General features: G+C 73.9%; 21 protein-coding genes and 1 pseudogene. 6 read left to right on the top strand and 16 right to left on the bottom strand.

What is annotated here, in order from left to right:
* Positions 1-5 precede the first annotated feature (5 nt).
* The 6 genes from ACYVO2_RS09000 to argC all read right to left on the bottom strand — a co-directional run bounded on the left by ACYVO2_RS09000 (position 6) and on the right by argC (position 6,302).
* Positions 6-1,202 carry an argininosuccinate synthase gene (locus ACYVO2_RS09000; RefSeq protein ID WP_461007109.1) on the bottom strand — a complete coding sequence of 399 codons (1,197 nt, stop codon included), beginning with the start codon at positions 1,200-1,202 and terminating at the stop codon, positions 6-8.
* Positions 1,203-1,428: 226 nt separating this feature from the next.
* Positions 1,429-1,953, bottom strand: coding sequence for an arginine repressor (locus ACYVO2_RS08995; protein ID WP_461007108.1), 525 nt, complete (start codon positions 1,951-1,953; stop codon positions 1,429-1,431).
* A 5-nt stretch (positions 1,954-1,958) separates the two neighbouring features.
* Positions 1,959-3,191, bottom strand: a complete 1,233-nt coding sequence (locus ACYVO2_RS08990) for an acetylornithine transaminase (RefSeq protein WP_461007107.1) — start codon at positions 3,189-3,191, stop codon at positions 1,959-1,961.
* Entirely contained in the window at positions 3,188-4,123 is a 936-nt protein-coding gene (gene argB / locus ACYVO2_RS08985) for an acetylglutamate kinase (protein ID WP_461007106.1), read from the bottom strand. Before argB ends, ACYVO2_RS08990 begins: the two co-directional genes overlap by 4 nt.
* Complete coding sequence (gene argJ / locus ACYVO2_RS08980) at positions 4,120-5,277, bottom strand: bifunctional glutamate N-acetyltransferase/amino-acid acetyltransferase ArgJ (protein ID WP_461007105.1); 1,158 nt, start codon at positions 5,275-5,277, stop codon at positions 4,120-4,122. Before argJ ends, argB begins: the two co-directional genes overlap by 4 nt.
* Positions 5,274-6,302 (bottom strand): N-acetyl-gamma-glutamyl-phosphate reductase, encoded by a 1,029-nt coding sequence (argC, locus tag ACYVO2_RS08975; protein WP_461007104.1) that lies wholly within the window; start codon positions 6,300-6,302, stop codon positions 5,274-5,276. The genes argJ and argC overlap by 4 nt, the downstream gene beginning before the upstream one ends.
* Before the next feature lie 296 nt (positions 6,303-6,598).
* Between argC and ACYVO2_RS08970 the strand changes: the two genes are divergently transcribed.
* Entirely contained in the window at positions 6,599-6,793 is a 195-nt protein-coding gene (locus ACYVO2_RS08970; protein ID WP_461007103.1) for a DUF1918 domain-containing protein, read from the top strand.
* Positions 6,794-6,892: 99 nt separating this feature from the next.
* Here ACYVO2_RS08970 and ACYVO2_RS08965 read toward each other — a convergent pair whose 3' ends face one another.
* The gene (locus ACYVO2_RS08965) at positions 6,893-8,170 is read right to left on the bottom strand and encodes a glycoside hydrolase family 10 protein (RefSeq protein WP_461007102.1); all 1,278 of its coding nucleotides are present in this window, start codon (positions 8,168-8,170) and stop codon (positions 6,893-6,895) included.
* A 303-nt stretch (positions 8,171-8,473) separates the two neighbouring features.
* Between ACYVO2_RS08965 and ACYVO2_RS08960 the strand changes: the two genes are divergently transcribed.
* The 4 genes from ACYVO2_RS08960 (at position 8,474) to ACYVO2_RS08945 (ending at position 13,811) form a co-directional block, all read left to right on the top strand.
* On the top strand, positions 8,474-9,331 hold the full coding sequence (locus tag ACYVO2_RS08960; RefSeq protein ID WP_461007101.1) for a 3-hydroxybutyryl-CoA dehydrogenase: 858 nt from the start codon (positions 8,474-8,476) through the stop codon (positions 9,329-9,331).
* A 207-nt stretch (positions 9,332-9,538) separates the two neighbouring features.
* Entirely contained in the window at positions 9,539-11,272 is a 1,734-nt protein-coding gene (locus tag ACYVO2_RS08955) for an ABC transporter ATP-binding protein (protein ID WP_461007100.1), read from the top strand.
* 98 nt (positions 11,273-11,370) lie between these two features.
* Positions 11,371-13,314, top strand: a complete 1,944-nt coding sequence (locus ACYVO2_RS08950) for an ABC transporter ATP-binding protein (RefSeq protein WP_461007099.1) — start codon at positions 11,371-11,373, stop codon at positions 13,312-13,314.
* A gap of 71 nt (positions 13,315-13,385) precedes the next feature.
* Positions 13,386-13,811, top strand: coding sequence for a hypothetical protein (locus tag ACYVO2_RS08945; protein WP_461007098.1), 426 nt, complete (start codon positions 13,386-13,388; stop codon positions 13,809-13,811).
* 92 nt (positions 13,812-13,903) lie between these two features.
* Here ACYVO2_RS08945 and ACYVO2_RS08940 read toward each other — a convergent pair whose 3' ends face one another.
* The gene (locus ACYVO2_RS08940; RefSeq protein ID WP_461007097.1) at positions 13,904-14,167 is read right to left on the bottom strand and encodes a hypothetical protein; all 264 of its coding nucleotides are present in this window, start codon (positions 14,165-14,167) and stop codon (positions 13,904-13,906) included.
* Between the two features lie 244 nt (positions 14,168-14,411).
* Here ACYVO2_RS08940 and ACYVO2_RS08935 point away from each other — a divergent pair, with 244 nt between their 5' ends.
* On the top strand, positions 14,412-15,338 hold the full coding sequence (locus ACYVO2_RS08935) for a peptidoglycan recognition protein family protein (RefSeq protein WP_461007096.1): 927 nt from the start codon (positions 14,412-14,414) through the stop codon (positions 15,336-15,338).
* A 70-nt stretch (positions 15,339-15,408) separates the two neighbouring features.
* Here ACYVO2_RS08935 and pheT read toward each other — a convergent pair whose 3' ends face one another.
* The 8 genes and pseudogenes from pheT to ACYVO2_RS08895 form a co-directional block, all read right to left on the bottom strand.
* Complete coding sequence (pheT, locus tag ACYVO2_RS08930) at positions 15,409-17,925, bottom strand: phenylalanine--tRNA ligase subunit beta (RefSeq protein ID WP_461007095.1); 2,517 nt, start codon at positions 17,923-17,925, stop codon at positions 15,409-15,411.
* Positions 17,925-19,070: a phenylalanine--tRNA ligase subunit alpha gene (pheS, locus tag ACYVO2_RS08925; protein ID WP_461007094.1), complete on the bottom strand. Its 1,146-nt coding sequence runs from the start codon at positions 19,068-19,070 to the stop codon at positions 17,925-17,927. The genes pheT and pheS overlap by 1 nt, the downstream gene beginning before the upstream one ends.
* A 241-nt stretch (positions 19,071-19,311) precedes the next feature.
* Positions 19,312-20,466 (bottom strand): sensor histidine kinase, encoded by a 1,155-nt coding sequence (locus tag ACYVO2_RS08920; RefSeq protein WP_461007252.1) that lies wholly within the window; start codon positions 20,464-20,466, stop codon positions 19,312-19,314.
* A gap of 149 nt (positions 20,467-20,615) precedes the next feature.
* Positions 20,616-21,476 carry a TrmH family RNA methyltransferase gene (locus tag ACYVO2_RS08915; RefSeq protein ID WP_461007093.1) on the bottom strand — a complete coding sequence of 287 codons (861 nt, stop codon included), beginning with the start codon at positions 21,474-21,476 and terminating at the stop codon, positions 20,616-20,618.
* Positions 21,477-21,693: 217 nt separating this feature from the next.
* Complete coding sequence (gene rplT, locus ACYVO2_RS08910) at positions 21,694-22,080, bottom strand: 50S ribosomal protein L20 (RefSeq protein WP_461007092.1); 387 nt, start codon at positions 22,078-22,080, stop codon at positions 21,694-21,696.
* Between the two features lie 96 nt (positions 22,081-22,176).
* Positions 22,177-22,371: a 50S ribosomal protein L35 gene (rpmI, locus tag ACYVO2_RS08905; RefSeq protein ID WP_461007251.1), complete on the bottom strand. Its 195-nt coding sequence runs from the start codon at positions 22,369-22,371 to the stop codon at positions 22,177-22,179.
* A gap of 141 nt (positions 22,372-22,512) precedes the next feature.
* Positions 22,513-23,181 (bottom strand): translation initiation factor IF-3, encoded by a 669-nt coding sequence (gene infC / locus ACYVO2_RS08900; protein ID WP_461007250.1) that lies wholly within the window; start codon positions 23,179-23,181, stop codon positions 22,513-22,515.
* 578 nt (positions 23,182-23,759) lie between these two features.
* Positions 23,760-24,016, bottom strand: a pseudogene (locus ACYVO2_RS08895) (FAD-dependent oxidoreductase); the annotation flags it as partial.

The raw sequence follows: 24,016 nt of genomic DNA, 5'->3' as shown, positions 1-24,016 counted from the left end.
GCCCGTCACTTGCCCAGCTCCCGCCGTGCCGCGATCTTGCTGGACATGCCGAAGATCTCGATGAAGCCCTTGGACAGGGACTGGTCGAAGGTGTCGCCGGTGTCGTAGGTGGCGAGGTTGAAGTCGTACAGGGACTCCTCGCTGCGCCGGCCGGTGACGACGGCCCTGCCGCCGTGCAGGGTCATCCGGATGTCGCCGCTGACGTGCTGGTTGGCCTCCTGGACGAAGCCGTCCAGGGCCCGCTTGAGCGGGGAGAACCACAGGCCGTCGTAGACCAGCTCGCCCCACCGCTGGTCCACGGTCCGCTTGAAGCGGGCCAGCTCGCGCTCGACGGTGACGTTCTCCAGCTCCTGGTGGGCGGTGATCAGCGCGATCGCGCCCGGGGCCTCGTAGACCTCGCGGGACTTGATGCCGACCAGCCGGTCCTCGACCATGTCGATCCGCCCGACGCCCTGGGCGCCGGCCCGCCGGTTCAGCTCCTCGATCGCCTGGAGGACCGTCACCGGGCGGCCGTCGATCGCCACGGGCACCCCGGCCCGGAAGGTGATGACGACCTCGTCGGGCTCGCGCGGGGTGGCCGGGTTCTGCGTGTACTCGTACACGTCCTCGACGGGGCCGTTCCAGATGTCCTCCAGGAACCCGGTCTCCACGGCCCGGCCGAAGACGTTCTGGTCGATGGAGTAGGGGGACTTCTTGGTGGTGGCGATCGGCAGGTTCTTGGACTCGGCGAAGGCGATGGCCTTGTCCCGGGTCATCGCGTAGTCCCGGACCGGGGCGATGCACTTCAGGTCGGGCGCCAGGGAGGAGATGCCCGCCTCGAACCGGACCTGGTCGTTGCCCTTGCCGGTGCAGCCGTGGGCGACGGTGCCGGCGCCGTGCTTGCGGGCGGCGGCGACCAGGTGCTTGACGATGACGGGGCGGGACAGCGCGGAGACCAGCGGGTACCGGTCCATGTAGAGGGCGTTGGCCTTCAGCGCGGGCAGGCAGTACTCGTCGGCGAACTCGTCCCTGGCGTCGGCGACCTCCGCCTCGACCGCGCCGCAGGCCAGGGCCCGCTTGCGGATGATCTCCAGGTCCTCGCCGCCCTGGCCGACGTCCACGGCGACGGCGACGACCTCGGCCCCGGTCTCCTCCGTGATCCACCCGATGCAGACGGACGTGTCAAGGCCGCCCGAGTAGGCGAGGACGACGCGCTCGGTCACGGGTTTCTCCTTCGGTTCGCGGAGCTGTGCGCTGTGCGCTGTGCGGAACGCGCGGGGCCGGAGTGCCGCCATGCGCTGGTTGGTATAAGTATGCAGCCGTCCGTATGTTTCGTCAAAAGGAGGATGGGAGGGAGAGGGGAGCGGGGTGGGGCCCGGTTCATTCCGCCAGGCCAGGTGGCGGAGACCCCCCCGGCCCCGCCGAGGGCTGCGCCCCCGAGGCCCGCCGCTAGCGGGACTTCTCGGCGAGGGAGAGCAGGTGGGCGGCCAGGGCCTGGCCGCCCTCGGGGTCGCGGCTGACCAGCAGGAGGGTGTCGTCGCCCGCGATGGTGCCCAGGATGTCGTGCACCTCCGCCTGGTCGATGGCCGAGGCGAAGAACTGGGCCGCGCCCGGCGGGGTGCGCAGCACCACGAGGTTGGCCGACGCCTCGGCGGAGATCAGCAGCTCTCCGGCGAGGCGGGCCATCCGCTCCTCCTTCACCGACTCCCCCAGCGGCGCCATGGGCGTGCGGAAGCCGCCCTCGGACGGCACCGCGTAGATCAGGTCGCCGTCGCTGTTGCGGATCTTCACGGCGCCCAGCTCGTCCAGGTCCCGGGACAGCGTGGCCTGCGTGACCTGCAACCCGTCGTCCGCGAGCAGCTTGGCGAGCTGGCTCTGCGAGCGCACCGGCTGCCGGTTCAGGATGTCCACGATCCTGCGGTGGCGCGCCGTGCGGGTCTGCGGGACCGCCGGTCCCTGGTGAGCGTCGGGCATCGTCGTCAGTCCTCGGTTCGTCGCACCCCGTCGAGGACCCCGGGCAGCGCCTGGAGGAACGCGTCCACCTCGTCATCGGTGACGATCAGCGGGGGCGCCAGCCGCACCGTGTCCGGCACGGCGGCGTTCACCAGGAACCCGGAGTCCTGAGCCGCTTGCTGCACCAACGGTGCCACCGGCTCGGTGAGCACGATACCCAGCAGCAGCCCGGCGCCCCGCACGTGGCTCACCAGGGGGTGGCCCAGCGCCTCCACGCCCTGCCGCAGCCGCTCGCCCGCGCGCTTGGCGCGGTCCAGCAGGCCGTCGGAGGCGATGGTGTCCAGCACGGCGAGCGCGGCGGCGCACGCCACGGGGTTGCCGCCGAACGTGGTGCCGTGCCGGCCCGGCGTCAGGGCCAGCGCGGCCTCGCCGAACGCGACGGTGGCGCCGATCGGCAGGCCGCCGCCGAGCCCCTTGGCGAGGGTGACCACGTCCGGCTCCACGCCCGCGGCCTGGTGGGCGAACCAGTGCCCGGTGCGGCCGATCCCGGTCTGCACCTCGTCCAGGACCAGCAGCGCGCCGGCCTCGCGGGTGATCTCCCGGGCCGCCGCCAGGTAGCCGTCCGGCGGCACCACCACGCCGTTCTCGCCCTGGATCGGCTCGACGACCACGGCGGCGGTCGCGTCGGTGACGGCGGCGCGCAGCGCCCGCGCGTCGCCGAACGGCACATGGGTGACGTCGCCGGGCAGCGGGTGGAAGCCGGCCTGCTTGCCGGGCTGCCCGGTCAGCGCGAGCGCGCCCATGGTGCGGCCGTGGAAGCCGCCCTCGGTGGCGACCATGGCGGTGCGCCCGGTGAGGCGGGCGATCTTGAAGGCGGCCTCGTTGGCCTCGGCGCCGGAGTTGGCGAAGAACACCCGGCCCGGGCGCCCGAGCAGGTGCAGCAGCCGCTCGGCGAGCGCGACCGGGGGTTCGGCGACGAAGAGGTTGGACACGTGGCCGAGGCGGGCGATCTGCTCGCCGACGGCCCGCACCACCGCGGGGTGGCCGTGGCCGAGGAGGTTGACGGCGATGCCGCCGACGAAGTCGGTGTACGCCCTGCCGTCGGCGTCCCAGACGGTGCTGCCCTCGCCGCGCACCAGCGGCAGGCGGGGGGTGCCGTAGTTGTCCATCATGGACCGCTGCCAGCGGTCGGTCAGCGCGGCGTTGCCCGCGCCGTCGGCGGCGGGCGCGGCGCCGGCGCCGCTCCGGGTGTCGCTCATGCGGTCCCCTCCTCGTCCGGGACGACCTGGGTCCCGATCCCCTCGTCCGTGAACACCTCGAGCAGCAGGGCGTGCGGCACCCGCCCGTCGAGCACATGGGCCTTGCCCACCCCGGCGCGCACGGCGCGCAGGCAGCCCTCCATCTTCGGCACCATGCCGCTGGCCAGGTCGGGGAGCAGCTTCTCCAACTGGCTCACCGTCAACTGGCTGATGACCTCGTCGCTGCTGGGCCAGTCGGCGTACAGGCCCTCGACGTCGGTGAGGACGACGAGCTTCTCGGCCTTCAGCGCGGCGGCCAGGGTGGCGGCGGCGGTGTCGGCGTTGATGTTGTACACGTGGCCGTCGGCGCCGCGGGCGATGCTGGACACCACCGGGATGCGGCCGTCGTCCAGCAGGGCCCGCACGGCGCCGGTGTCCACCTCGGTGATGTCGCCGACCAGGCCGATGTCGACCAGTTCGCCGTCCACCTCGGCCATGCGCTTGACCGCGGTCATGGTGTGCGCGTCCTCGCCGGTCATGCCGACGGCGAACGGGCCGTGGGCGTTGAGCAGCCCGACGAGTTCGCGCTGCACCTGCCCGGCGAGCACCATCCGCACCACGTCCATGGTCTCGGGCGTGGTGACGCGCAGGCCCGCGGTGAACGAGGACGTCAGGCCCAGGCGGTCCAGGTGGGCGCTGATCTGCGGGCCGCCGCCGTGCACGACGACGGGCTTGAGGCCCGCGTAGCGCAGGAAGACCACGTCCTGGGCGAACGCCTTCTTCAGCTCCTCGTCCACCATGGCGTTGCCGCCGAACTTGATGACGACGCAGGTGCCGTGGAAGCGCTGGAGCCAGGGCAGCGCCTCTATCAGGGTGTGTGCCTTGGGCAGCGCGGTGTGGCCGCGGGCGGCGCCGGGGCGGGGCGCGGGCTGGGGGCTGGTGGCGGCCGTCATGACGAGTACGCGCTGTTCTCGTGGACGTAGTCGGCCGTGAGGTCGTTGGTCCAGATCACGGCGGACTCCCGGCCGGCGGCGAGGTCGGCGGTGATGCGGACCTCGCGGTAGCGCATGTCCACCTTGTCGCGGTCCTCCCCGATCGATCCCTCCTTGCACACCCACACGCCGTTGATGGCGACGGCGAGCCGGTCCGGCTCGAACGCGGCGGAGGTGGTGCCGATGGCGGACAGCACCCGGCCCCAGTTGGGGTCCTCGCCGTGGATGGCGCACTTGAGCAGGTTGTTGCGGGCGATGGAGCGGGCGACCTCGACCGCGTCGTCCTCGGTGGCGGCGCCGGTCACCTCGATCCTGATGTCCTTGGAGGCGCCCTCGGCGTCGCCGATGAGCTGCCGGGCGAGGTCGGCGCAGACCTCCTCGACGGCCCCGGCGAGCTCCGCCCGGTCCGGGGCGACGCCGGAGGCGCCGGAGGCCAGCAGCAGCACGGTGTCGTTGGTGGACATGCAGCCGTCGGAGTCGACGCGGTCGAAGGTGACGCGGGTGGCGGCGCGCAGCACCGCGTCGAGGGTGGCGGCGTCGGCCTCGGCGTCGGTGGTGAGGACCACCAGCATGGTGGCCAGGCCGGGGGCGAGCATCCCGGCGCCCTTGGCCATGCCGCCGACCGTCCAGCCCTCGCGGGAGGCCACGGCGGTCTTGTGGACGGTGTCGGTGGTCTTGATGGCGAGGGCGGCCTTCTCGCCGCCGTGCCCGGACAGCTCGGCCGCGGCCGTCTCCAGACCGGGCAGCAGCTTGTCCATGGGCAGGTAGGTGCCGATCAGGCCGGTGGAGCAGACGGCGATCTCGCCGGGGCTGTGGTCACCGCCGAGCGCGGCGGCGGCCTTCTCCGCGGTGGCGTGGGTGTCCTGGAAGCCGCGCGGCCCGGTGCAGGCGTTGGCGCCGCCGGAGTTGAGGACGACGGCGGAGACCCGGCCCCCCTTGAGGACCTGCTCGGACCACAGGACGGGGGCGGCCTTGACGCGGTTGGCGGTGAACACCCCGGCGGCGGCCAGGCCGGGGCCGTCGTTGACGACCAGGGCCAGGTCCGGCTGCCCGGACTCCTTGATCCCGGCTGCGACGCCCGAGGCCCGGAAGCCCTTGGCGGCCGTAACGCTCATGGTGCGACTCCGATCGTGGAAAGTCCCGTTTCCTCGGGGAGGCCGAGGGCGATGTTCATGCTCTGCACCGCACCGCCCGCGGTGCCCTTGGTCAGGTTGTCGATGGCGCTGATCGCCACCAGGCGCCCCGCGGCCTCGTCCAGCGCCACCTGCACCAGCGCGGCGTTGGAGCCGGTGACGGCGGCCGTGGTCGGCCACTGCCCCTCCGGCAGCAGGCGGACGAACGGCTCACCGGCGTACGCCTCGGCGTAGGCCTCGCGCAGCGCCCGCGCCGTCGTGCCGGGCCGCACCTTCGCCGAGCAGGTGGCGAGGATGCCGCGGACCATGGGGGCGAGGGTGGGGGTGAAGGAGACGGTGACCCGCTCGCCCGCCACGGCCGTGAGGTTCTGCACCATCTCCGGGGTGTGCCGGTGCGTGCCGCCGACGCCGTAGGGGCTCATCGCGCCCATGACCTCGGAACCCAGCAGGTGCGGCTTGAGGGCCTTGCCCGCGCCGGAGGTGCCGGAGGCGGCCACCACCACGGCCTCGGGCTCGGCGAGACGGGCGGCGTAGGCGGGGAACAGGGCCAGGGTGACGGCGGTGGGGTAGCAGCCGGGGACGGCCAGGCGGCGGGCGCCCTTGAGCGCGTCGCGGGCGCCGGGCAGCTCGGGCAGGCCGTAGGGCCAGGTGCCGGCGTGGGGGGAGCCGTAGAAGGCGGTCCAGTCGGCGGGGTCCTTCAGCCGGAAGTCCGCGCCGCAGTCCACCACCAGCACGTCCTCGCCCAGGGCCGCGGCGACGGCCGCGGACCGGCCGTGCGGCAGCGCGAGGAACACCACGTCGTGCCCGGCGAGCGCCCCGGGCTCGGTGGGCTCCAGGACCCGGTCGGCCAGCGGCGCCAGGTGAAGCTGGAGCGCGCCGAGCCGCTGCCCCGCGTTGCTGTTGCCGGTCAGCGTGCCGATCTCGATCCCGGGGTGCCCCAGCAGCAGGCGCAGGACCTCGCCGCCCGCGTACCCGCTCGCCCCGGCGACCGCCGCCCTCCATGCCATGCTGGTTCCTCCTCCGACCGATGGCATGACTATACGTATGGTCGCACTTTTATGCAAAGGGCTTCCGACGGGGCGCCCGGTGGCACGGGCCGGGGTTCCGGGTGCTCGCCGGGGCGCACGGGCGGCGGGGCGGGGCGGCGGCGGGCGGGGCCGGGCCTGCGGAACCGGTCGTCGCCGGCCACGGATCGCCCGGGTGGCCCAACTTGGCGTGATGGCGCGGATGAGCGGAATGCCCCGAGCCGACTAGAATGCCCTTGTCCGACCCTCGCTCCCTCCAGACGACGGAGGCACCCTTTATGCACGCGAATGTGGGCGACAAGCTGCGGACGCACGGCAGGATCGTCGGCCAGCAGGACAGGGTCGGCGAGATCGTCGAAGTCCTCGGGCCGGACGGCACCCCGCCGTACCGGGTGCGGTTCGACGACGGCCACGAGACGGTGGTGTTCCCCGGGCCCGACTCCGTGGTCCAGCATCTGGAGGACTTCCGGTAGCAGGCCCGACCGCACGCCTCCGGGACCGGGGAGGGCCTCCCTCCCCGGTCCTCGCACGCCCGCCTCGCCGAGCCTCGCCGAGCCCGCCGGGGCGGCGGGCTACGGCGGGAAGGCGGGCCCCTGGTAGTGGTCGGCGACGACCCGGCCCATGGCCCCGATCGGGTCGGCGACCACCTCCCTCGCCGCGAAGTACACGTTCCCCTTCACCAGCGGGTACCGCTCGCACAGCGTCAGGTGGCGGGACAGCTCGGCCGGGTCCTGCCAGGCGGCGGGCTGCGCCGGGTCGCCGGCCTTGTACAGCGCCTCGCCCACGTACAGGTGCACGCCGGTGCCGGTCACCGTGTCGGCCCACCACGGCACCAGCTTGGCGTAGTCGGCCGCCGCGAACCCGATGTTCCAGTACAACTGCGGCACGACGTAGTCGATCCACTCCTCGCGCACCCACTTGCGCACGTCCGCGTACAGGTCGTCGTACGTCTGCACGCCCGCCCGGGTGTCGGAGCCCTCCGGGTCGGTGGCCCGGTTGCGCCAGACGCCGAACGGGCTGACGCCGAACACCGCCGACGGCCGGACCGACCGCAGCCGCGTCGCCGTCTCCCGCACCAGCCGGTCGATGTTGTCGCGCCGCCAGGACGCCAGGTCGGGGAAGTCGCCCCCGTACGCCCGGTACGTCTCCTCGTCGTCGAAGACCTGCCCGGCCACCGGGTACGGGTAGAAGTAGTCGTCGAAGTGGACGCCGTCCACGTCGTAGCGGGCGACGGCGTCCAGCATCGCGTCCTGCACGAAGCGGCGCACCTGCGGCAGCCCCGGGTTGTAGTAGAGCCTGCCGCCGTAGGGCACCACCCAGCCGGGGTTGCGGCGCGCCGGGTGGTCGGCGGCGAGCCGGGCCGGGTCGGTGTGGTTCGCCACCCGGTACGGGTTGAACCAGGCGTGCAACCGGAGCCCGCGCCGGTGCGCCTCGGCGACGGCGAACCCCAGCGGGTCCCAGCCGGGGTCGCGGCCCTGGGTGCCGGTGAGGTACTCCGACCACGGCTCGAACGGGGACGGCCAGAAGGCGTCGGCGGTCGGGCGGACCTGGAGGATCACGGTGTTCAGCCTGCGGTGCACGGCGCTGTCGAGCAGGCGGAGCAGCTCGGCGCGCTGGTCGGCCGCGGACAGGCCGCGGGCGGAGGGCCAGTCCCGGTTGGTGACGGTGGCGATCCACACGCCGCGGAACTCCGCCGTCACCCTGGCCCACTCCGGGTCCGGGCGCCGGGCGGCCGGGCGGGCGGCGGCGCCGTCCGCGGCGAGCAGCGCGGCCGAGAGCACGGCGGCGGCGGTGCCGAATCCCCGGCGGCTCAGTCCCCGGTGACCCGGTCCTGCTGCGCGGTGTCGCATGGGGCTCCCCCCGTTCGGTGTCGGCCTGGGGGCCACCCGCCCGGGCGGCTCCCCTCCGTCATAGTGACAACGCGGAGCGTGACCGGCAAGCACCCCGGCAGGACGGGCGCGGAACACGCGGGACGGGCGGGCGGCAGGCGCCCCCGCGCGAAGCGGCGCGAGTCGGGCGCGCGACGGGGTCCCGGCGCGGCCCGCTCCCGGGCCACCGGTCTCCCGTTCGAGCGGGCCGGGGTAACGTCGGCTCGAAGACGGGCCGGAACCATGCGGTCACCGTCTGATCCACGACCAGCGAAAGGCACGTGCGTGACCGACATCGAACGCGTCGGAGTGGTGGGCTGCGGGCAGATGGGCGCAGGTATCGCGGAGGTCTGCGCCCGCTCGGGCCTCGACGTCCGGGTCGCGGAGACCACCGGCGAGACGCTGGAGTTCGGCCGTACCCGGCTGACGAACTCCCTGGACCGGGCCGTCAGGCGCGGCAAGCTCACCGAGGAGGAGCGCGACGCCGCGCTGTCCCGCCTGACCTTCACCACCGACCTCGGCGAATTCGCCGACCGCGATCTGACGATCGAGGCCGTGGTGGAGAACGAGCAGGTCAAGACCGATATCTTCCGGGTGCTCGACCGGGTGGTGACCCGGCAGGACGCCATCCTGGCCTCCAACACCTCCTCCATCCCCGTGGTGAAGCTGGCCGTCGCCACCTCGCGGCCCGAGCAGGTGCTCGGCGTCCACTTCTTCAACCCCGCCCCGGTGCAGCGCCTGGTGGAGCTGATCCCCGCGCTGACCACGGCGGACGAGACCGTCAAGCGCGCCGAGGCGCTGGCCGTGGACGTGCTGGGCAAGCACGCGATCAAGGCGCGGGACCGCTCCGGCTTCGTGGTCAACGCGCTGCTGGTGCCGTATGTGCTCTCGGCCGTGCGGATGTACGAGTCCGGGGTGGCGGGCCGGGACGACATCGACAGCGGCATGGAGCTGGGCTGCGCCCACCCGATGGGCCCGCTGAAGCTGGCCGACCTCATCGGCCTGGACACGGTGGTCTCCATCGCCGAGTCGATGTACGCCGAGTACAAGGAGCCCCTGTACGCCGCTCCCCCGCTGCTGCACCGGATGGTGGAGGCGGGACGGCTCGGCCGGAAGTCGGGGAGCGGGTTCTACGACTACTGACCGTTGCTGACGACCGCGGACGCGGAGGGGCGCGGCGGCAGCGGCCACGCCGCCCCGCCCGCCCCAGGTGCGCCCCGCCCGTGCCGACCGCGCCCGCCGTCCCGCGCTTGACCTCAAGGTCCATTGAGGTTCTACGTTCGAACACGCCGCCGGTGAAGGTCACCGGCGGCGTGTCCTTCGCCCTCCGCCAGGCCCGGGAAGGTCCGCTTGCTGATCCGACTGCTGCGCGCGCACCTGCGCCGCTACTCCAGACCCCTCGCGCTCGTCGTGGCGCTCCAGTTGACCCAGACGCTCGCGGCCCTGTACCTGCCGACCCTCAACGCCGACATCATCGACAACGGCGTGGTCACCGGCGACACGGGCCACATCGTGCGCACCGGCGGGATCATGCTCGCGGTGACCCTGGCGCAGATCGTGTGCACCGCGGCCGCCGTGTACGTCGGGTCGCGCACCGCGATGGCGATGGGGCGCGACGTGCGCGCCGCGCTGTTCTCGCGCGTGCAGGAGTTCTCCGTCCGGGAGGTGGGCCGCTTCGGCGCCCCCTCGCTGATCACCCGCACCACCAACGACGTCCAGCAGGTGCAGACGCTGGTGGTGATGGGCCTGACACTGATGATGGCGGCGCCCGTCATGGCCGTCGGCAGCATCCTGCTGGCGCTGTACCAGGACGTCCCGCTGTCGCTGCTCCTGCTGGTGGTCCTGCCGGTGCTGGCGGGCGCCATCGCCCTGATCGTGCGCCGGATGGGGCCGCTGTTCCGCTCGATGCAGGACCACATCGACCAGGTCAACCGGGTGATGCGGGAGCAGATCACCGGTATCCGCGTGGTGCGGGCGTTCGTCCGGGACCGCTATGAGCAGCAGCGCTTCGCCGTCGCCAACGACCAGTTGTTCGGGGTCTCCCTCGGGGTGGGGCGGCTGATGGCGCTGCTGTGGCCCACCACCATGCTGGTGATGAACGTCGCGAGCGTCGCCGTGGTGTGGCTGGGCGGGTACCGCATCGACGACGGCGGGATGCAGGTCGGGGCGCTGACGGCGTTCCTGAACTATCTGATGCAGATCGTCATGGCCGTGATGATGGCGACGTTCATGCTGGTCATGGTGCCCCGGGCGGAGGTGTGCGCCGAGCGGATCCAGGAGGTGCTGGACACCCCCACCAGCGTCGTCCCGCCCGCGCGGCCGGTCGCCGAGCAGCCGCGCCGCGGCCACCTGGACATCCGCGGCGCCGACTTCCACTACCCGGGCGCCGAGCAGCCGGTGCTGCGCGGGGTGGACCTGATCGCCCGGCCCGGCAGCACCACGGCCGTGATCGGCTCCACCGGCAGCGGCAAGACGACCCTGCTGAACCTGGTGCCCCGGCTGTTCGACGCCACCGGCGGCACGGTGGAGGTCGGCGGGGTGGACGTGCGCGACCTGTCCCCGGAGGCGCTGGCCCGGACGGTGGCGATGGTGCCGCAGAAGCCGTACCTGTTCTCCGGCACGATCGCCTCCAACCTGCGCTACGGCAACCCCGACGCCACCGACGAGGAGCTGTGGCGGGCGCTGGAGATCGCCCAGGCGCGGGACTTCGTCGAGGCGATGCCGCAGGGGCTCGACTCGCCGATCGGGCAGGGCGGCGGCAACGTCTCCGGCGGCCAGCGCCAGCGCCTGGCGATAGCCAGGGCCCTGGTGGCCCGCCCCGACATCTACCTGTTCGACGACTCCTTCTCCGCCCTGGACTACGCCACCGACGCCGCGCTGCGCGCCGCCCTGGCCGAGGCCACGGACGACGCCACCGTCGTCATCGTCGCCCAGCGGGTGTCCACCATCCGCGACGCCGACCGGATCGTGGTGCTGGAGCAGGGCCGCGTGGTCGGCACCGGCACCCACGCCGAGCTGATGGAGTCCAACCCCACCTACCGGGAGATCGTGCTCTCCCAACTCACCGAGCGGGAGGCGGCGTGAGCGAGGCGAAGACGAACGGGACGCGACCGCCGTCCGGTCCGCCGCAGCGCCGCCCCGGCCCGCCTCCCGGACCTGGCCCCGCCATGATGCGCGGCGGCATGCCCACCGAGCGGTCGATGGACTTCCGCGGCTCGAGCAGGCGGCTGCTGCGGATGATGGCGCCCGAGCGCGCGCTGCTCGTCGCGGTGCTGCTGTGCGGGGTGTGCTCCGTGGCCCTCGCCGTCCTGGGGCCGAAGCTGCTCGGCCACGCCACCGACCTGATCTTCGAGGGCGTCGTCGGCCGCGGCCTGTCCCCGGACACCACCAAGGAGCAGGCGGTGGCGGACCTGCGGGCGGACGGCGAGGACAACCTGGCCGACATGCTCGCCTCCATGGACGTGGTGCCCGGGCACGGCGTGGACTTCGCCGCCGTCGGCCGGGTGCTGGGGTTCGCGCTGGCGGTGTTCGCGGTGGCGTCGCTGTTCGCGCTGGTGCAGGGGCGGCTCACGACGCTGATCGTGCAGCGCCTGGCGTTCCGGCTGCGCGAGCGGGCCGAGACCAAGCTGTCCCGGCTGCCGCTGGGCTACTTCGACCGGCAGTCGCGCGGCGAGGTGCTCTCGCGCACCACCAACGACATCGACAACATCGGGCAGACGCTCCAGCAGGCGTTCAGCCAGATGGTCACCTCGCTGCTGACGATCGTCGGCGTGGTGGTGATGATGGTGTGGATCTCGCCCCTGCTGGCGCTGGTCGCGCTGGTGACCGTGCCGGTGTCGATGCTGGTGGCCGCGGCGATCGGGAAGCGGGCGCAGCCGCAGTTCGTCCGGCAGTGGTCCACCACGGGGCGGCTGAACGCCCATGTGGAGGAGATGTACACCGGGCACGCCCTGGTGAAGGTCTTCGGCCGCCAGGAGGAGGCGGCCCGGATCTTCGACGAGCACAACGAGGCGCTGTACGAGTCGAGTTTCCGGGCGCAGTTCGTCTCCGGGCTGATCCAGCCCGCGATGATGTTCATCGGCAACCTCAACTACGTGCTGGTCGCCGTCATCGGCGGGCTGCGGGTCGCCTCGGGCTCGATGTCGCTGGGCGACGTGCAGGCGTTCATCCAGTACTCGCGCCAGTTCAGCCACCCGATCACCCAGGTGGCGTCCATGGCCAACCTGCTCCAGTCGGGCGTCGCCTCCGCCGAGCGGGTGTTCGACCTGCTGGACGCCGAGGAGCAGTCGCTCGACCCGGACCCGGCCCGCGCCGTGTCGCCGGGCGGGCCGGGCGCGGGGGGAGCGGTCGCGGGGCGGGTGGCGTTCGAGCGCGTCTCGTTCCGCTACCAGCCCGGCGAGCCGCTGATCGAGGACCTGTCGCTGACGGTGGAGCCGGGCCGGACCGTGGCCATCGTCGGACCGACCGGCGCGGGCAAGACCACGCTGGTCAACCTGCTGATGCGGTTCTACGAGGTGACCGGCGGGCGGATCACCCTGGACGGGGTGGACACCGCGGCGATGTCCCGGGAGGAGCTGCGGCGCAGGATCGGGATGGTGCTCCAGGACACCTGGCTGTTCCACGGCACGATCGCGGAGAACATCGCCTACGGGCTGGCCGGCCCGCCCCTGCCCGGCGGCGAGCGCCCGGCCCTGGACATGGACCGGATCGTGGAGGCGGCCCGCGCCACCCACGCCGACCACTTCATCCGCACCCTGCCCGACGGCTACGACACCCTGATCGACGAGGAGGGCGGCAACATCAGCGCGGGCGAGAAGCAGTTGATCACCATCGCCCGGGCGTTCCTGACCGACCCGGCGATCCTGGTGCTCGACGAGGCCACCAGCTCGGTGGACACCCGCACCGAGGTGCTGATCCAGCGCGCCATGTCCTCGCTGCGCGCCGGCCGCACCAGCTTCGTCATAGCGCACCGGCTGTCCACCGTCCGCGACGCGGACGTCATCCTGGTGATGGACTCCGGGCGGATCGTGGAGCAGGGCACGCACACCGAGCTGCTGGCCGCCGAGGGGGCCTACGCGCGGCTGTACGCGGCGCAGTTCGCGCAGCCGGTCGCCGAGCCGGGCTGAGCGGGACGCCCCCGCGCGGGCGCCGGGTGCGCGCCTACTGCGCGCCCGGCGGCGGGCGGTACCGTCTGCGCATGGACGCGGGATGGCCTGTGGGCGGCTGGTATCCGAAGCCGATCGACGCGCTGGACGGCAGGAAGCGCTCCTGGGCGTGGCTGCTGGGCGCGAGAGAGATCGACGAGGCGGAGGACGCGCCGAGCAGGTTCACCCCGTTCCTGAAGGACTGGGACGCCCAGTTCGCCGTGTGCGAGAAGTGGGCGGCCCGCCGGGGGTACGCCAAGCCGGGCTGCACCGTGTGGTCGGTGCTGCGGCCGGGCGACGCGGAGGACCTGCTGGGGCACCTGCGGCACAAGCGGGTGGAGGTGCTGATCGTCCCGGGGCCGCGGGCGCGGGAGCGGATGCGCGAGTGCTGGGACGGCTTCGACGGCATCGTGGCGGCGCTCGGGGCCGCCGGGATCGCGGTGGAGACCGCGGACCCGATGGGCGCGGACGAGCGCTAGCGGGCCACCGACGCGGACGAGCGCCGGCGGGCCACCGACCGGCGGCGGGCCGGTCCGCGGCGACGGATCGGGCCGCGCGCGACGGGGGCGGATCAGGCGGCGGGCGGCGCGTGCCCGTGTCCGCGCGCCCCGTGGTGCTCCCGCTGCCGCTCCCGCGGGCCGGCGCCCTCCTCCTCGTGGGTGTGGCGCCCGTACGCGCGGCACTCGGGGTTCTCGCACGGCCCCGCGCCCCAGACGGGCACGAAGGCCCCCAGCACCTTGCGGCGGCCCACCACTGCGTCCCTGACCGGCCGGCCGCACTCCGGGCACACGAACGTGCCCCGGGGCACCGGCACGGTCCGCTCCTCCCTGGTCATACCTCGACGGTACGACCGGCAGGGCGGCCCCGCCACAGCAAAGCGCCGCCGGCCGCGGACGCGCACCGCCCCGGGGCGGGCGGCCCCGAGGTGAGGCATTCGTGAAGCCGCCGCGCGGGGCCGCGGGATGCGGCAGAGTGCTCGACGTGCGGGAGTGGACTCCTCCACTCTGGAGCCACACCGCGCACCGAACGCCCCCGCGCCGCGGCGGGACACGGCACCTTCAGCCGAGGGAGGTCGGGCAATGGCCTGGTATCCAGGCGCCGACAAGATGGAGTTGCAGCCGGAGAGCGACGCCCAGCCCGCGATCCGGCCCACACAGATGATCGTGCACAGCATGGCCGCGCCGTGGACCCCGCGCCGCCTCTACGAGTACTGGCGTGACTCCACCGGCCTGGAGTCCCACTTCGGGCTCGGCTACGACGGCACCCTGGCCCAGTACATCGGCACCGAGACCCGCGCCGACGCCAACGCCCAGGCCAACCGCCGCCCCGACGGCACCGGCGCCGTCTCCGTGGAGACCTCGTCCAACACCACCTCGACCGACAAGTGGACCGCCGCCCAGATCGAGAAGCTGGTCGCGCTCGGGGTGTGGCTGCACCGCCACCACGGCGTCCCGCTGCGGATCTGCCGCAGCCACTCCGATCCCGGGTACGGCCACCACCGCATGTTCAGCCAGTGGTCGGCCGGCGGCACCTCGTGCCCCGGCGACGCCAGGGTCAAGCAGTTCCGCGAGGTGGTGTTCCCGAGGATCGTCGCCCGCGCCACCGGCAAGGAAGAGGAGGACGACATGCCCGAAGCGCTCGGGGAGTTCCGCACCGCCAACATCACCGTCAAGCCCGCCACCTGGACGACGCTGGACATCGGCGGCAAGGACCTGATCACCGGTGCCAGGCGCTACACCGTCACCGTCCTGCTCAGCATCACCTCGGCGCTGGCGTCCGGCACCACCGTGCAGGGCCGCTTCTACCACCTGCGCAAGGACAACACCCGCTGGCTCGGCGGCATCATCGAGCGGGTGTCCACCGGCGGCAGCAGCTTCCTGGACTTCACCCACCTGGGCTCCATCGCCGCCGACGAGCGGCTCCGCTTCGAGGTCCAGGTCAACCCCGCCGACGGCGCGTCCATGGTGATCGAGACCGCGAGGGCGCGCGGCCTGTACTGGAAGTGACCCGCACCCGACGGGTGCCCCGCGGACGGCTCGAACACCGTCCGCGGGGCACCCGTCGTCGCGTCCGCGGTCAGGCGCCGCGCAGCACCGCGCCGGTGCGCTCCGCCGCCCTGGCCACCGCCGCGTCGCGGGCCGCGGTGGCCTCCTCCACGGTCAGCGTCCGGTCGGGGGCGCGGAAGCGCAGCGCGTAGGCCAGCGACTTCCTGCCCTCGCCGAGCTGCTCGCCGGTGAAGACGTCGAACAGGCGCAGCGACTCCAGCAGCTCGCCCGCGCCGTCCCGCAGCGCCGCCTCCACCTCGGCGGAAGGCACCCCCGCGTCCACCACCAGCGCCACGTCCTGGGTGGCCACCGGGTACGCGGACACGTGCGGGGCCTGCACCGCGCCGCCGCCCGCCGCCGCCAGGGCGTCCAGGTCCAGCTCCATGGCGCAGGTGCGCTCCGGCAGGTGCAGCGCCTTGGTCACGCGCGGGTGCAGCTCTCCGGCGTGGCCCACCACGGCCCCGCCCGCCAGCAGCTCGGCGCAGCGGCCCGGGTGCCAGGGCGCCCGCTGCCCCTGGCGCACGGTGAGCTCCGCGCCCGCGGCGGCGGCCACCAGGCGGGCGGCCTCCACGGCGTCCGCCCAGGTCGCGGGGCGGCCCTTGCCCCACCAGCCGGAGCGCTCCCTGGCCCCGGCGAGCACCGCCGCCACATGGCGGGGCTGCCCGGGCAGGGCGGCCTCCAGGGCGGCGAGCTCCTCCGCGGAGGGGCGGCGGTCCACCGGCAGCCGGGGCGCGGTGACCGGGGCGCCCTCGCGCGGCAGGAACACCAGGCCCGTCTCGAACAGCGCCAGGTCGTGCAGGCCGCGCCCCTCGTTGCGGCGCAGCGCGGCCAGCAGCCCCGGCAGCAGGGTGGTGCGCAGCGCGGGTTCCTCGTCGGAGAGCGGGTTGGCCAGGCGCACGGTGAGACGGCGCGGGTCGTCCCGCTCCAGGCCGAGCGCGTCGAACGCGGCCTCGCCGAGGAACGGGTAGCAGGGCGCCTCGACGTACCCGGCGCCGGCCAGCGCCCGGCCGACCCTGCGGTGCACCCGCTGCGTCTCGGTCAGGCCCCGGCCCGCGGGCGGCTTGGGCAGCGTGGCGGGCAGCTTCGCGTAGCCCTCGAGCCGGATGACCTCCTCGGCGAGGTCGTTGGGGTCGGTGAGGTCGGGCCGCCAACTGGGCACGGTGACGATCAGCTCGTCGGTGCCGTACACGTCGCAGCCGACCTCCTGGAGGCGGCGCACCACGGTCTCGCGGTCGTACTCGGTGCCGGCCACCCGGCCCGGGTGGGTCGCTGGCATGGCGACGGTGTGCGGGGCGGACGGCGCGATGACCTCGGTGACGCCGGGCTCCGCGGTGCCGCGGCCGAGCAGCACCAGCAGGTCGGCGGCGCGCTGGGCGGCGGCCGAGGTGGCCTGCGGGTCCACGCCGCGCTCGAACCGGCGCGACGCCTCGCTGGACAGGCGGTGGCGGCGCGCGGTGCGGGCGATGGCCACCGGGTCGAAGTGGGCGGCCTCGATGACGACGTCCACGGTGCCGACGGCCGCGCCGGTCTCCGGGTCGCGCACCGTCTCGGCGATCTCGGTGGAGGCGCCGCCCATCACGCCGGCCAGGCCGATCGGCCCGGAGTCGTCGACGATGAGCAGGTCCTCCTGGTCGAGGGCGCGCTGCACCCCGTCGAGGGTGGTGAGCTTCTCGCCCGGCTCGGCCCGGCGCACACCGATCGCGCCGGCCACGCGGTGCCGGTCGTAGGCGTGCAGGGGCTGGCCGATCTCCAGCATCACGTAGTTGGTGATGTCCACGGTCAGCGAGACGGTCCGCATCCCGGCCTTCTGGAGCCGCCGCTGGAGCCACAGCGGGGAGACGGCCTCGGGGTCGATCCCGGTGACGGTGCGGGCGGTGAAGCGGTCGCAGCCGCGGGGGTCGGCGACGCGGACGGGGTGGCCGTCCTGGTTGGGCGGGGGCACGTCCAGCAGCGCCGGGTCGCGCAGCGGCACCCCGTAGGCGATGGCCGCCTCGCGGGCGACGCCGCGCATCGACAGCGCGTAGCCCCGGTCCGGGGTGACGGCGATGTCGAGCACCTCGTCGACCAGCTCCAGCAGCTCCATGGCGTCGGTGCCGGGCTCGTGCCCGGGCGGGAGCACCAGGATGCCCGCGTGCTCGTCGCTCAGGCCCAGCTCGCGGGCCGAGCAGATCATGCCCTCGGACAGCTTGCCGTAGGTCTTGCGCGCGCCGATCTCGAAGCCGCCGGGCAGCACGCCGCCGGGCAGGATCACCACGACGCTGTCGCCGACGGCGAAGTTGGTGGCGCCGCAGACGATGTTCTGCGGCTCGCCGGTGCCGTTGGCGTGCCCGACGTCCACCTGGCACCAGCGGATGGGCTTCTTGAAGCCGCCGAGCTCCTCGAACGCCAGCACCCGGCCGACGACCAGCGGCCCCTTCAGGCCCGCGCCGAGCCGTTCGACCGTCTCGACCTCGAGACCGGCCTCGATGAGCCTGGCCGCGACGCCGCGCCCGGTCTCACCGGCGGGCAGCTCGACGTACTCCCGCAGCCACGAAAGCGGGACCCGCATCAGATCTCCATCCCGAAAGGCAGGGTGAACCTGACGTCACCCTCGACCATGTCTCGCATGTCCTCGACGCTGTGCCGGAACATCAGCATCCGCTCGATCCCGAAGCCGAACGCGAAACCGCTGTAGCGCTCCGGGTCGATGCCGCAGGCCACCAGCACCCGCGGGTTGACCATGCCGCAGCCGCCAAGCTCGATCCAGCCCTCGCTGCCGCAGGTGCGGCAGGGCCGGGACGGGTCGCCCACCGAGGCGCCGCGGCAGGCGAAGCACACCATGTCCATCTCGGCGGACGGCTCGGTGAACGGGAAGTACGACGGGCGCAGCCGCGTGGCCAGCCCCTCCCCGAACAGGGCGGTGACCATGTGGTCCAGGGTGCCCTTGAGGTCGGCCATGGTCAGGCCCTCGTCCACGGCGAGCAGCTCCACCTGGCCGAAGACCGGGGTGTGGGTGGCGTCCAGCTCGTCCGTGCGGTACACGCGGCCGGGGCAGATCACGTAGACGGGCAGCTCGCGCTCGAGCAGGGAGCGGATCTGCACCGGGGAGGTGTGGGTGCGCAGGACCACCCCGGTGCCCTCGGTGTCGGCGGCGCCCTCCGCGCGGGCCGCGCCGGGGCCGCGCACGAAGAAGGTGTCCTGCATGGTGCGGGCCGGGTGGTCGGGCCCGATGTTCAGCGCGTCGAAGTTGAACCACTCCGCCTCGACCTCGGGGCCCTCGGCGACCTCGTAGCCCATGGCGACGAAGACGTCGGCGATCCGCTCCGAGAGGGTGGTCAGCGGGTGGCGGGCCCCGGCGGGGACGCGGTCGTGCGGCAGCGTGACGTCCACCGCCTCCTCGACCAGCACCCGCGCGTCGCGCTCCGCCTCCAGCTCGGCCTGGCGGGCGGCGAGCGCCCGGTTCACCTCGCCGCGGGCGCCGCCGACGCGCTTGCCCGCGTCGGCCTTGGCGTGCGGCGGCAGCGCGCCGATCTCCCGGTTGGCCAGCGCGAGCGGGGAGCGGTCCCCGGCGTGCGCCGCCTTGACCTCGCGCAGGTCGTCCAGGCTCGCGGCGGCGGCGATCGCCGCCAGCGCCTCGTCGCGCATCCGGGCGACGTTCTCCGGTTTCAGCGCCTCGACCTCGACAGGGTCGTAGGACTTGTTTGGTGCGGACATCTCTTCCCGTGCTCCCGATTGGCTGTGCTCGATCACCTGGGCACCGCCCGACACCGGCCGGGCGCCGCCGGGTCCCGGCACGCCGCGCTGGTCGGCGCGCGTAAGGCGCAGGCGTCGAGTCTACTGACGATTCCGGTGGCGGCGGCCTCCCGGCCTCCCGGCGGGGCCCGGCGGGCGGGCCGTGCGGCGGGGTGCGGCGGGCGGCGCGGCGCCGGCGGCAGGGGGCGGCCCGCCGGGCGGCTCAGACCAGGGCGGCCGGAGTCCCGACGGGCAGGGTAAATCGGAACTGGGCGCCGCCGCCGGGCGCCCGCCCCACCGCGATCTGGCCGCCGTGCGCCTCGATGAGCCCCTTGACGATGTACAGGCCGAGCCCGGTGCCGCCGCGCTTGCTGCCGCGCCAGAAGCGGGTGAAGACGCGCTTCATCGACTCCTCGGGGATGCCCGGCCCTTCGTCGCTCACGGTGACGGCGGTCCCTTCGACGAGCGGCCCCGCCACGGCCGGTCCCCCGCCGGGCGGGAGGTCGGTGCGCGGGTGGTCGGTGTGCGGGGCCCGGGGCGCGCGGCCCTGCGGCACCTCCACGACCGGGTCCACGTCAATGGTGACGCGGCCCTCGCCGTGGCGCACCGCGTTTTCCAGCAGGTTGCCGAGGATCTGGTCGATCTTGTCGGCGTCCGCCCACAGGTCGGGCAGCTCGGGGTCCACCCGCACCACGAACCGCTCGGTGCGCTGGCCCGCGGCGATGTGGCCCTCCACATGGCGCCGCACCGCGGCGGCGATGTCCACCTTCTGGCGCCGCACCTCCAGGCGGCCCGCGTCGATGCGGGAGATGTCCAGCAGCTCGGCGATGAGCCGGGTGACCCGGTTGGCGTCCGCGTCCACCGTCTCCAGCATCAGCCGCTTCTGGTCGTCGGTGAACCGCTCCCACTTGGCGAGCAGGGTGGCGGTGAAGCCCTTGACGCTGGTGAGCGGGGAGCGCAGCTCGTGGGCGACCGTGGCGATCAGCTCGGCGTGGCTGCGCTCGGTGCGGCGGCGGGCCTCGGTGCCGCGCAGGGTGACGACCAGACGGTGCAGGGGGCCCCTGGGCCGGGTGCGCACATAGCGGGCCGCGACCAGGATCTCGCGGCCGCCCGGCAGCAGCAGATAGCGCTCCGGCTGGCCGACGCGGGTGGCCAGGCCCCCGTAGGGGTCGGTCAGGGCCCACCAGCGGCGGCCCTCCAGGTCCTCCAGCGGGAGGGCCTCGGTGACGTGGCGGCCCAGCACGTCCTCGGGGCGCAGCCCGGTGAGCCGGGCCGCGGCGGCGTTGAAGCAGGTGACGCGGCCCTCGCCGTCGGCGATCACCAGGCCGTCGGGGAGGTCGTCGGCGGTGATGCCGCAGGCGTCCAGGGGCTGCCGCATCGACTGCGGCACCGGCTGGGGCACCGACTGGGGCGCTGGCTCCGGTGCCGACTGCGGGTGCGTGCGCGCGGACGCGCCGGGGCGCACGCCGCCGTCGTCTCGTCCGCCCACGTCCCGCACCCCCTGACCCGGCTCCCGGGACCGTCACCTTACCGGGTGGACGCGACGCCGCGGCACCCGCCGGGAGCGCGCTGGGCGCGCGCGGAGGCGTACAGGCACACGGCGGCCGCCGTCGCCAGGTTGAGGCTCTCGGCCCGGCCGTGGATGGGCACGCGCACCACCTCGTCGGCCAGCGCGCGGGTCTCCTCGGGCAGCCCCCACGCCTCGTTGCCGAACACCCACGCGGTGGGGGCGCCCAGGGCCCCCTCGTCCAGCTCGGTGTCCAGGTCGCGCTCGCCCGCGCCGTCGGCGGCCAGCACCCGCACCCCGGCGGCGCGCAGCTCGGCGACGGCCTGCTCCACGGGCACGCCCACCGTGGTGGGCAGGTGGAACAGGCTGCCCGCCGAGGCGCGCACGGCCTTGGGGTTGTACAGGTCCACCGAGGCGTCGGTGAGCACGACGGCGTCGGCGCCCGCGGCGTCCGCGCAGCGCAGCACCGTCCCCGCGTTCCCCGGGTCGCGGACGTGCGCGAGGACGGCCACCAGGCGGGGGCGGGCGGCCAGCACCTCGTCGAACGGGGTGTCCACGAAGCGGCACACGCCGACCAGGCCCTGCGGGGTGACGGTCTGCGACAGCGCGGCGATCACCTCGTCGGTGGCCAGGTGCACCGGGGCGCCCGCGGCGCGGGCCTCGGCGACGATGCCGGGGTGCCGCTCGGCCGCCTCGGGGGTGGCGAACAGCTCCACCAGGGTGCGCTCGCGACCGCCCCGGCCGTGCACCGCGGCCTCCCGCACGGCCTGCGGGCCCTCGGCGAGGAAGCGGCGCTCCCGGCCACGCGCGTTCCGCTTGGCCAGCCTGCGGGCGACCAGGACACGGGAGGAGCGCGGGGAGGTCAGCTCGGGCGACGCCATGGACTCGCTTCCGGACGGCCGGCGCGCGCGGAAGCGGCCGGGAGGGGCGGGGACTGCGGCCGGGACCCGGGGCGAGGGCCCCGCCCGGGACGGGGTGAGCGGTGGTCCGGGGGGAGCCGTCCCCCACCGGGCCGGGCCCGCAACGAGCCGGACCCGCAGGCTCGGCGAGCGGCTGCGGGTCCGGTGGGGAAGACGGCGTGCCAGTCCGGCGGGAGGACTAGGCGGCCGACTTCGGGGCGTTCACATCGCTCGGCAGCGCCTTCTGGGCGACCTCGACCAGGGAGGCGAAGGCGTTGGGGTCGTTCACCGCGAGCTCGGCCAGGATCTTCCGGTCGATCTCGATGTTCGCGGCCTTGAGCCCCTGGATGAAGCGGTTGTAGGTGATCCCGTTCGCCCGCGCGGCCGCGTTGATCCGCTGGATCCAGAGCTGGCGGAAGTCGCCCTTCCGCTTCTTGCGGTCGTTGTAGTTGTAGACGAGGGAGTGGGTGACCTGCTCCTTCGCCTTGCGGTACAGGCGGGAGCGCTGGCCCCGGTAGCCGCTGGCCTGCTCGAGGATCGCCCGGCGCTTCTTGTGGGCGTTGACTGCCCGCTTGACGCGTGCCACTGATGTAACTCCTTGACGAGGACCGCGGCCACTGCTCACGCGGTCCGGATGGATGGGTCCCGGTCGGATGCCTGCCCCCGGCTGCGGGGGCCGGCCTCACTTGCCGAGGAGCTTCTTGACCTTCTTGGCGTCGGCGGGGGCCATCTCCACCTTGCCGGCCAGGCGGCGCGTCAGCGTGGACGGCTTGTGCTCGAGCAGGTGACGGCGGTTGGCGCGCTGGCGCACCACCTTGCCGGAGCCGGTCAGGCGGAAGCGCTTGCTCGCACCACTGTGCGTCTTGTTCTTCGGCATGTCGCCGCAACTCTCCTCGTCGTGGCGCTTCCGCCGCGCCCCGGCGGGGCGCTGCGCGGAAGCGTCAGCCATTTCTTTCGGTCGTTCTCCGCGGGCGCCCACCGGGCGGGCACCCCGGACGGGCCCGTCGGGCGCCGGGGCTCACTCCTGGTCGGAGACCTCGGCGACGTCGTCGTCGTCGGCCCTGGGCGCGACACCCTGCCGCTCGGCCTTGCGGGCCGCCGCGGCCTCGCGGGCCTCGGCCATGGCTTCGGTCTTCTTCTTGTGCGGGCCGAGAACCATGATCATGTTCCGGCCGTCCTGCTTGGGGTTGGACTCGACGAAGCCCAGGTCCTGGACGTCCTCGGCCAGCCGCTGCAACAGCCGGTACCCGAGCTCGGGCCTGGACTGCTCACGTCCGCGGAACATGATCGTGATCTTGACCTTGTCCCCCTGCTTGAGGAACCGGACGACGTGACCCTTCTTGGTGTCGTAGTCGTGCGGGTCGATCTTCGGCCGGAGCTTCATCTCCTTGATGACCGTGTGCGCCTGGTTCTTGCGCGCCTCACGGGCCTTCATGGCCGACTCGTACTTGAACTTGCCGTAGTCCATGAGCTTGCAGACCGGCGGCCTCGCGTTCGCCGCGACCTCGACCAGGTCCAGGTCGTACTCCTGGGCCAGTTCCAGGGCCTTGGCAAGCGGCACGATACCGACCTGTTCACCGCTGGGACCGACGAGTCGCACCTCGGGGACGCGAATCCGGTCGTTGATGCGGGGCTCGGCGCTGATGGGGCCTCCTAGGTTGCACCGACGCGACCGCCTGGCGGACAGCCGCGTGAGAATGACGTCTTCCTGCTCTCTCCTGCCCGGGGCCGGACCGGAGAGTCGTCTTCCTCACCCGGGCTCCGGGCGGACCCGGACCGGACGAGGGAGTCCCTTCGACACCGCACCCTGGCCACGCAAGAAGCCCCGGAACGGTCGCTGGCGGGGCTCCGTTTTCCGTACCGGGAGCACCGCCGCGAGCGCGTCGCGGGGCACATGGGCAGGGAGCGCGCACGGCGCCCACTGCCGGACCGGACCCGCCGGCCCGGGGGCCGACCAGGTGGGAGTGCGGAGCCTCCACTTGCGGACCGGGCGTTTCGCCGCGTTCTCGTTTCACCACGTTCTTCGGCACATGTCGAGGTGTGGCACATGTCGAAGTGTGTCGAGGCGCGTCGAGGCCCGGCCGGTCGCTCACCAGCGTAACACCTGATCCGCCACGGCGGCTCCCTGGGCGGGGCCGGCGCGGCGGGCGGGGGCGCGGGGCCAGGACGGGGCGCGGTGGCGCCGCCGCGGAACGCGGGAGGGCCGGCCGGGCGCCGTGGCGCCCGGCCGGCCCCGCGGGCGGGTTCCCGCCCCCCGCCGCCGCGCTAGAAGATCTTCTTGCCGGCCAGGAAGTGCTTCACCGTCTCCACCGAGGTGCCGACCATGTACTCCCGCATGTGGTCGGGCGCCTTGCGGACGGACCAGCCCAGCACCCGGATCAGCGCCTTCGGGTTCGGGTTGATGAACCGGGTCTCGGGGTCCTGCACGCCGAGGGACGGCGGGATCCAGTCGGCCTCCTGGAGCTGCCGGTACAGGCGCTTGGTGGCCGCCTCCACCGTCATGGTCCCGGCCTCGACCGACT

It is taken from the genome of Streptomyces capparidis, from assembly GCF_054782095.1.
Note: the sequence above shows the minus strand (reverse complement) of the source record. Positions and strands in the feature narration are given on the sequence as shown.

Coding starts and splice junctions, on each gene's coding strand:
- ACYVO2_RS08995 (WP_461007108.1), bottom strand. CDS start 1,953: ATGCCCGACGCTCACCAGGGACCGGCGGTCCCGCAGACCCGCACGGCG.
- ACYVO2_RS08990 (WP_461007107.1), bottom strand. CDS start 3,191: ATGAGCGACACCCGGAGCGGCGCCGGCGCCGCGCCCGCCGCCGACGGC.
- argB (WP_461007106.1), bottom strand. CDS start 4,123: ATGACGGCCGCCACCAGCCCCCAGCCCGCGCCCCGCCCCGGCGCCGCC.
- argJ (WP_461007105.1), bottom strand. CDS start 5,277: ATGAGCGTTACGGCCGCCAAGGGCTTCCGGGCCTCGGGCGTCGCAGCC.
- argC (WP_461007104.1), bottom strand. CDS start 6,302: ATGGCATGGAGGGCGGCGGTCGCCGGGGCGAGCGGGTACGCGGGCGGC.
- ACYVO2_RS08970 (WP_461007103.1), top strand. CDS start 6,599: ATGCACGCGAATGTGGGCGACAAGCTGCGGACGCACGGCAGGATCGTC.
- ACYVO2_RS08965 (WP_461007102.1), bottom strand. CDS start 8,170: ATGCGACACCGCGCAGCAGGACCGGGTCACCGGGGACTGAGCCGCCGG.
- ACYVO2_RS08950 (WP_461007099.1), top strand. CDS start 11,371: ATGCCCACCGAGCGGTCGATGGACTTCCGCGGCTCGAGCAGGCGGCTG.
- ACYVO2_RS08945 (WP_461007098.1), top strand. CDS start 13,386: ATGGACGCGGGATGGCCTGTGGGCGGCTGGTATCCGAAGCCGATCGAC.
- ACYVO2_RS08940 (WP_461007097.1), bottom strand. CDS start 14,167: ATGACCAGGGAGGAGCGGACCGTGCCGGTGCCCCGGGGCACGTTCGTG.
- ACYVO2_RS08935 (WP_461007096.1), top strand. CDS start 14,412: ATGGCCTGGTATCCAGGCGCCGACAAGATGGAGTTGCAGCCGGAGAGC.
- pheT (WP_461007095.1), bottom strand. CDS start 17,925: ATGCGGGTCCCGCTTTCGTGGCTGCGGGAGTACGTCGAGCTGCCCGCC.
- pheS (WP_461007094.1), bottom strand. CDS start 19,070: ATGTCCGCACCAAACAAGTCCTACGACCCTGTCGAGGTCGAGGCGCTG.
- ACYVO2_RS08920 (WP_461007252.1), bottom strand. CDS start 20,466: ATGCGGCAGCCCCTGGACGCCTGCGGCATCACCGCCGACGACCTCCCC.
- ACYVO2_RS08915 (WP_461007093.1), bottom strand. CDS start 21,476: ATGGCGTCGCCCGAGCTGACCTCCCCGCGCTCCTCCCGTGTCCTGGTC.
- rpmI (WP_461007251.1), bottom strand. CDS start 22,371: ATGCCGAAGAACAAGACGCACAGTGGTGCGAGCAAGCGCTTCCGCCTG.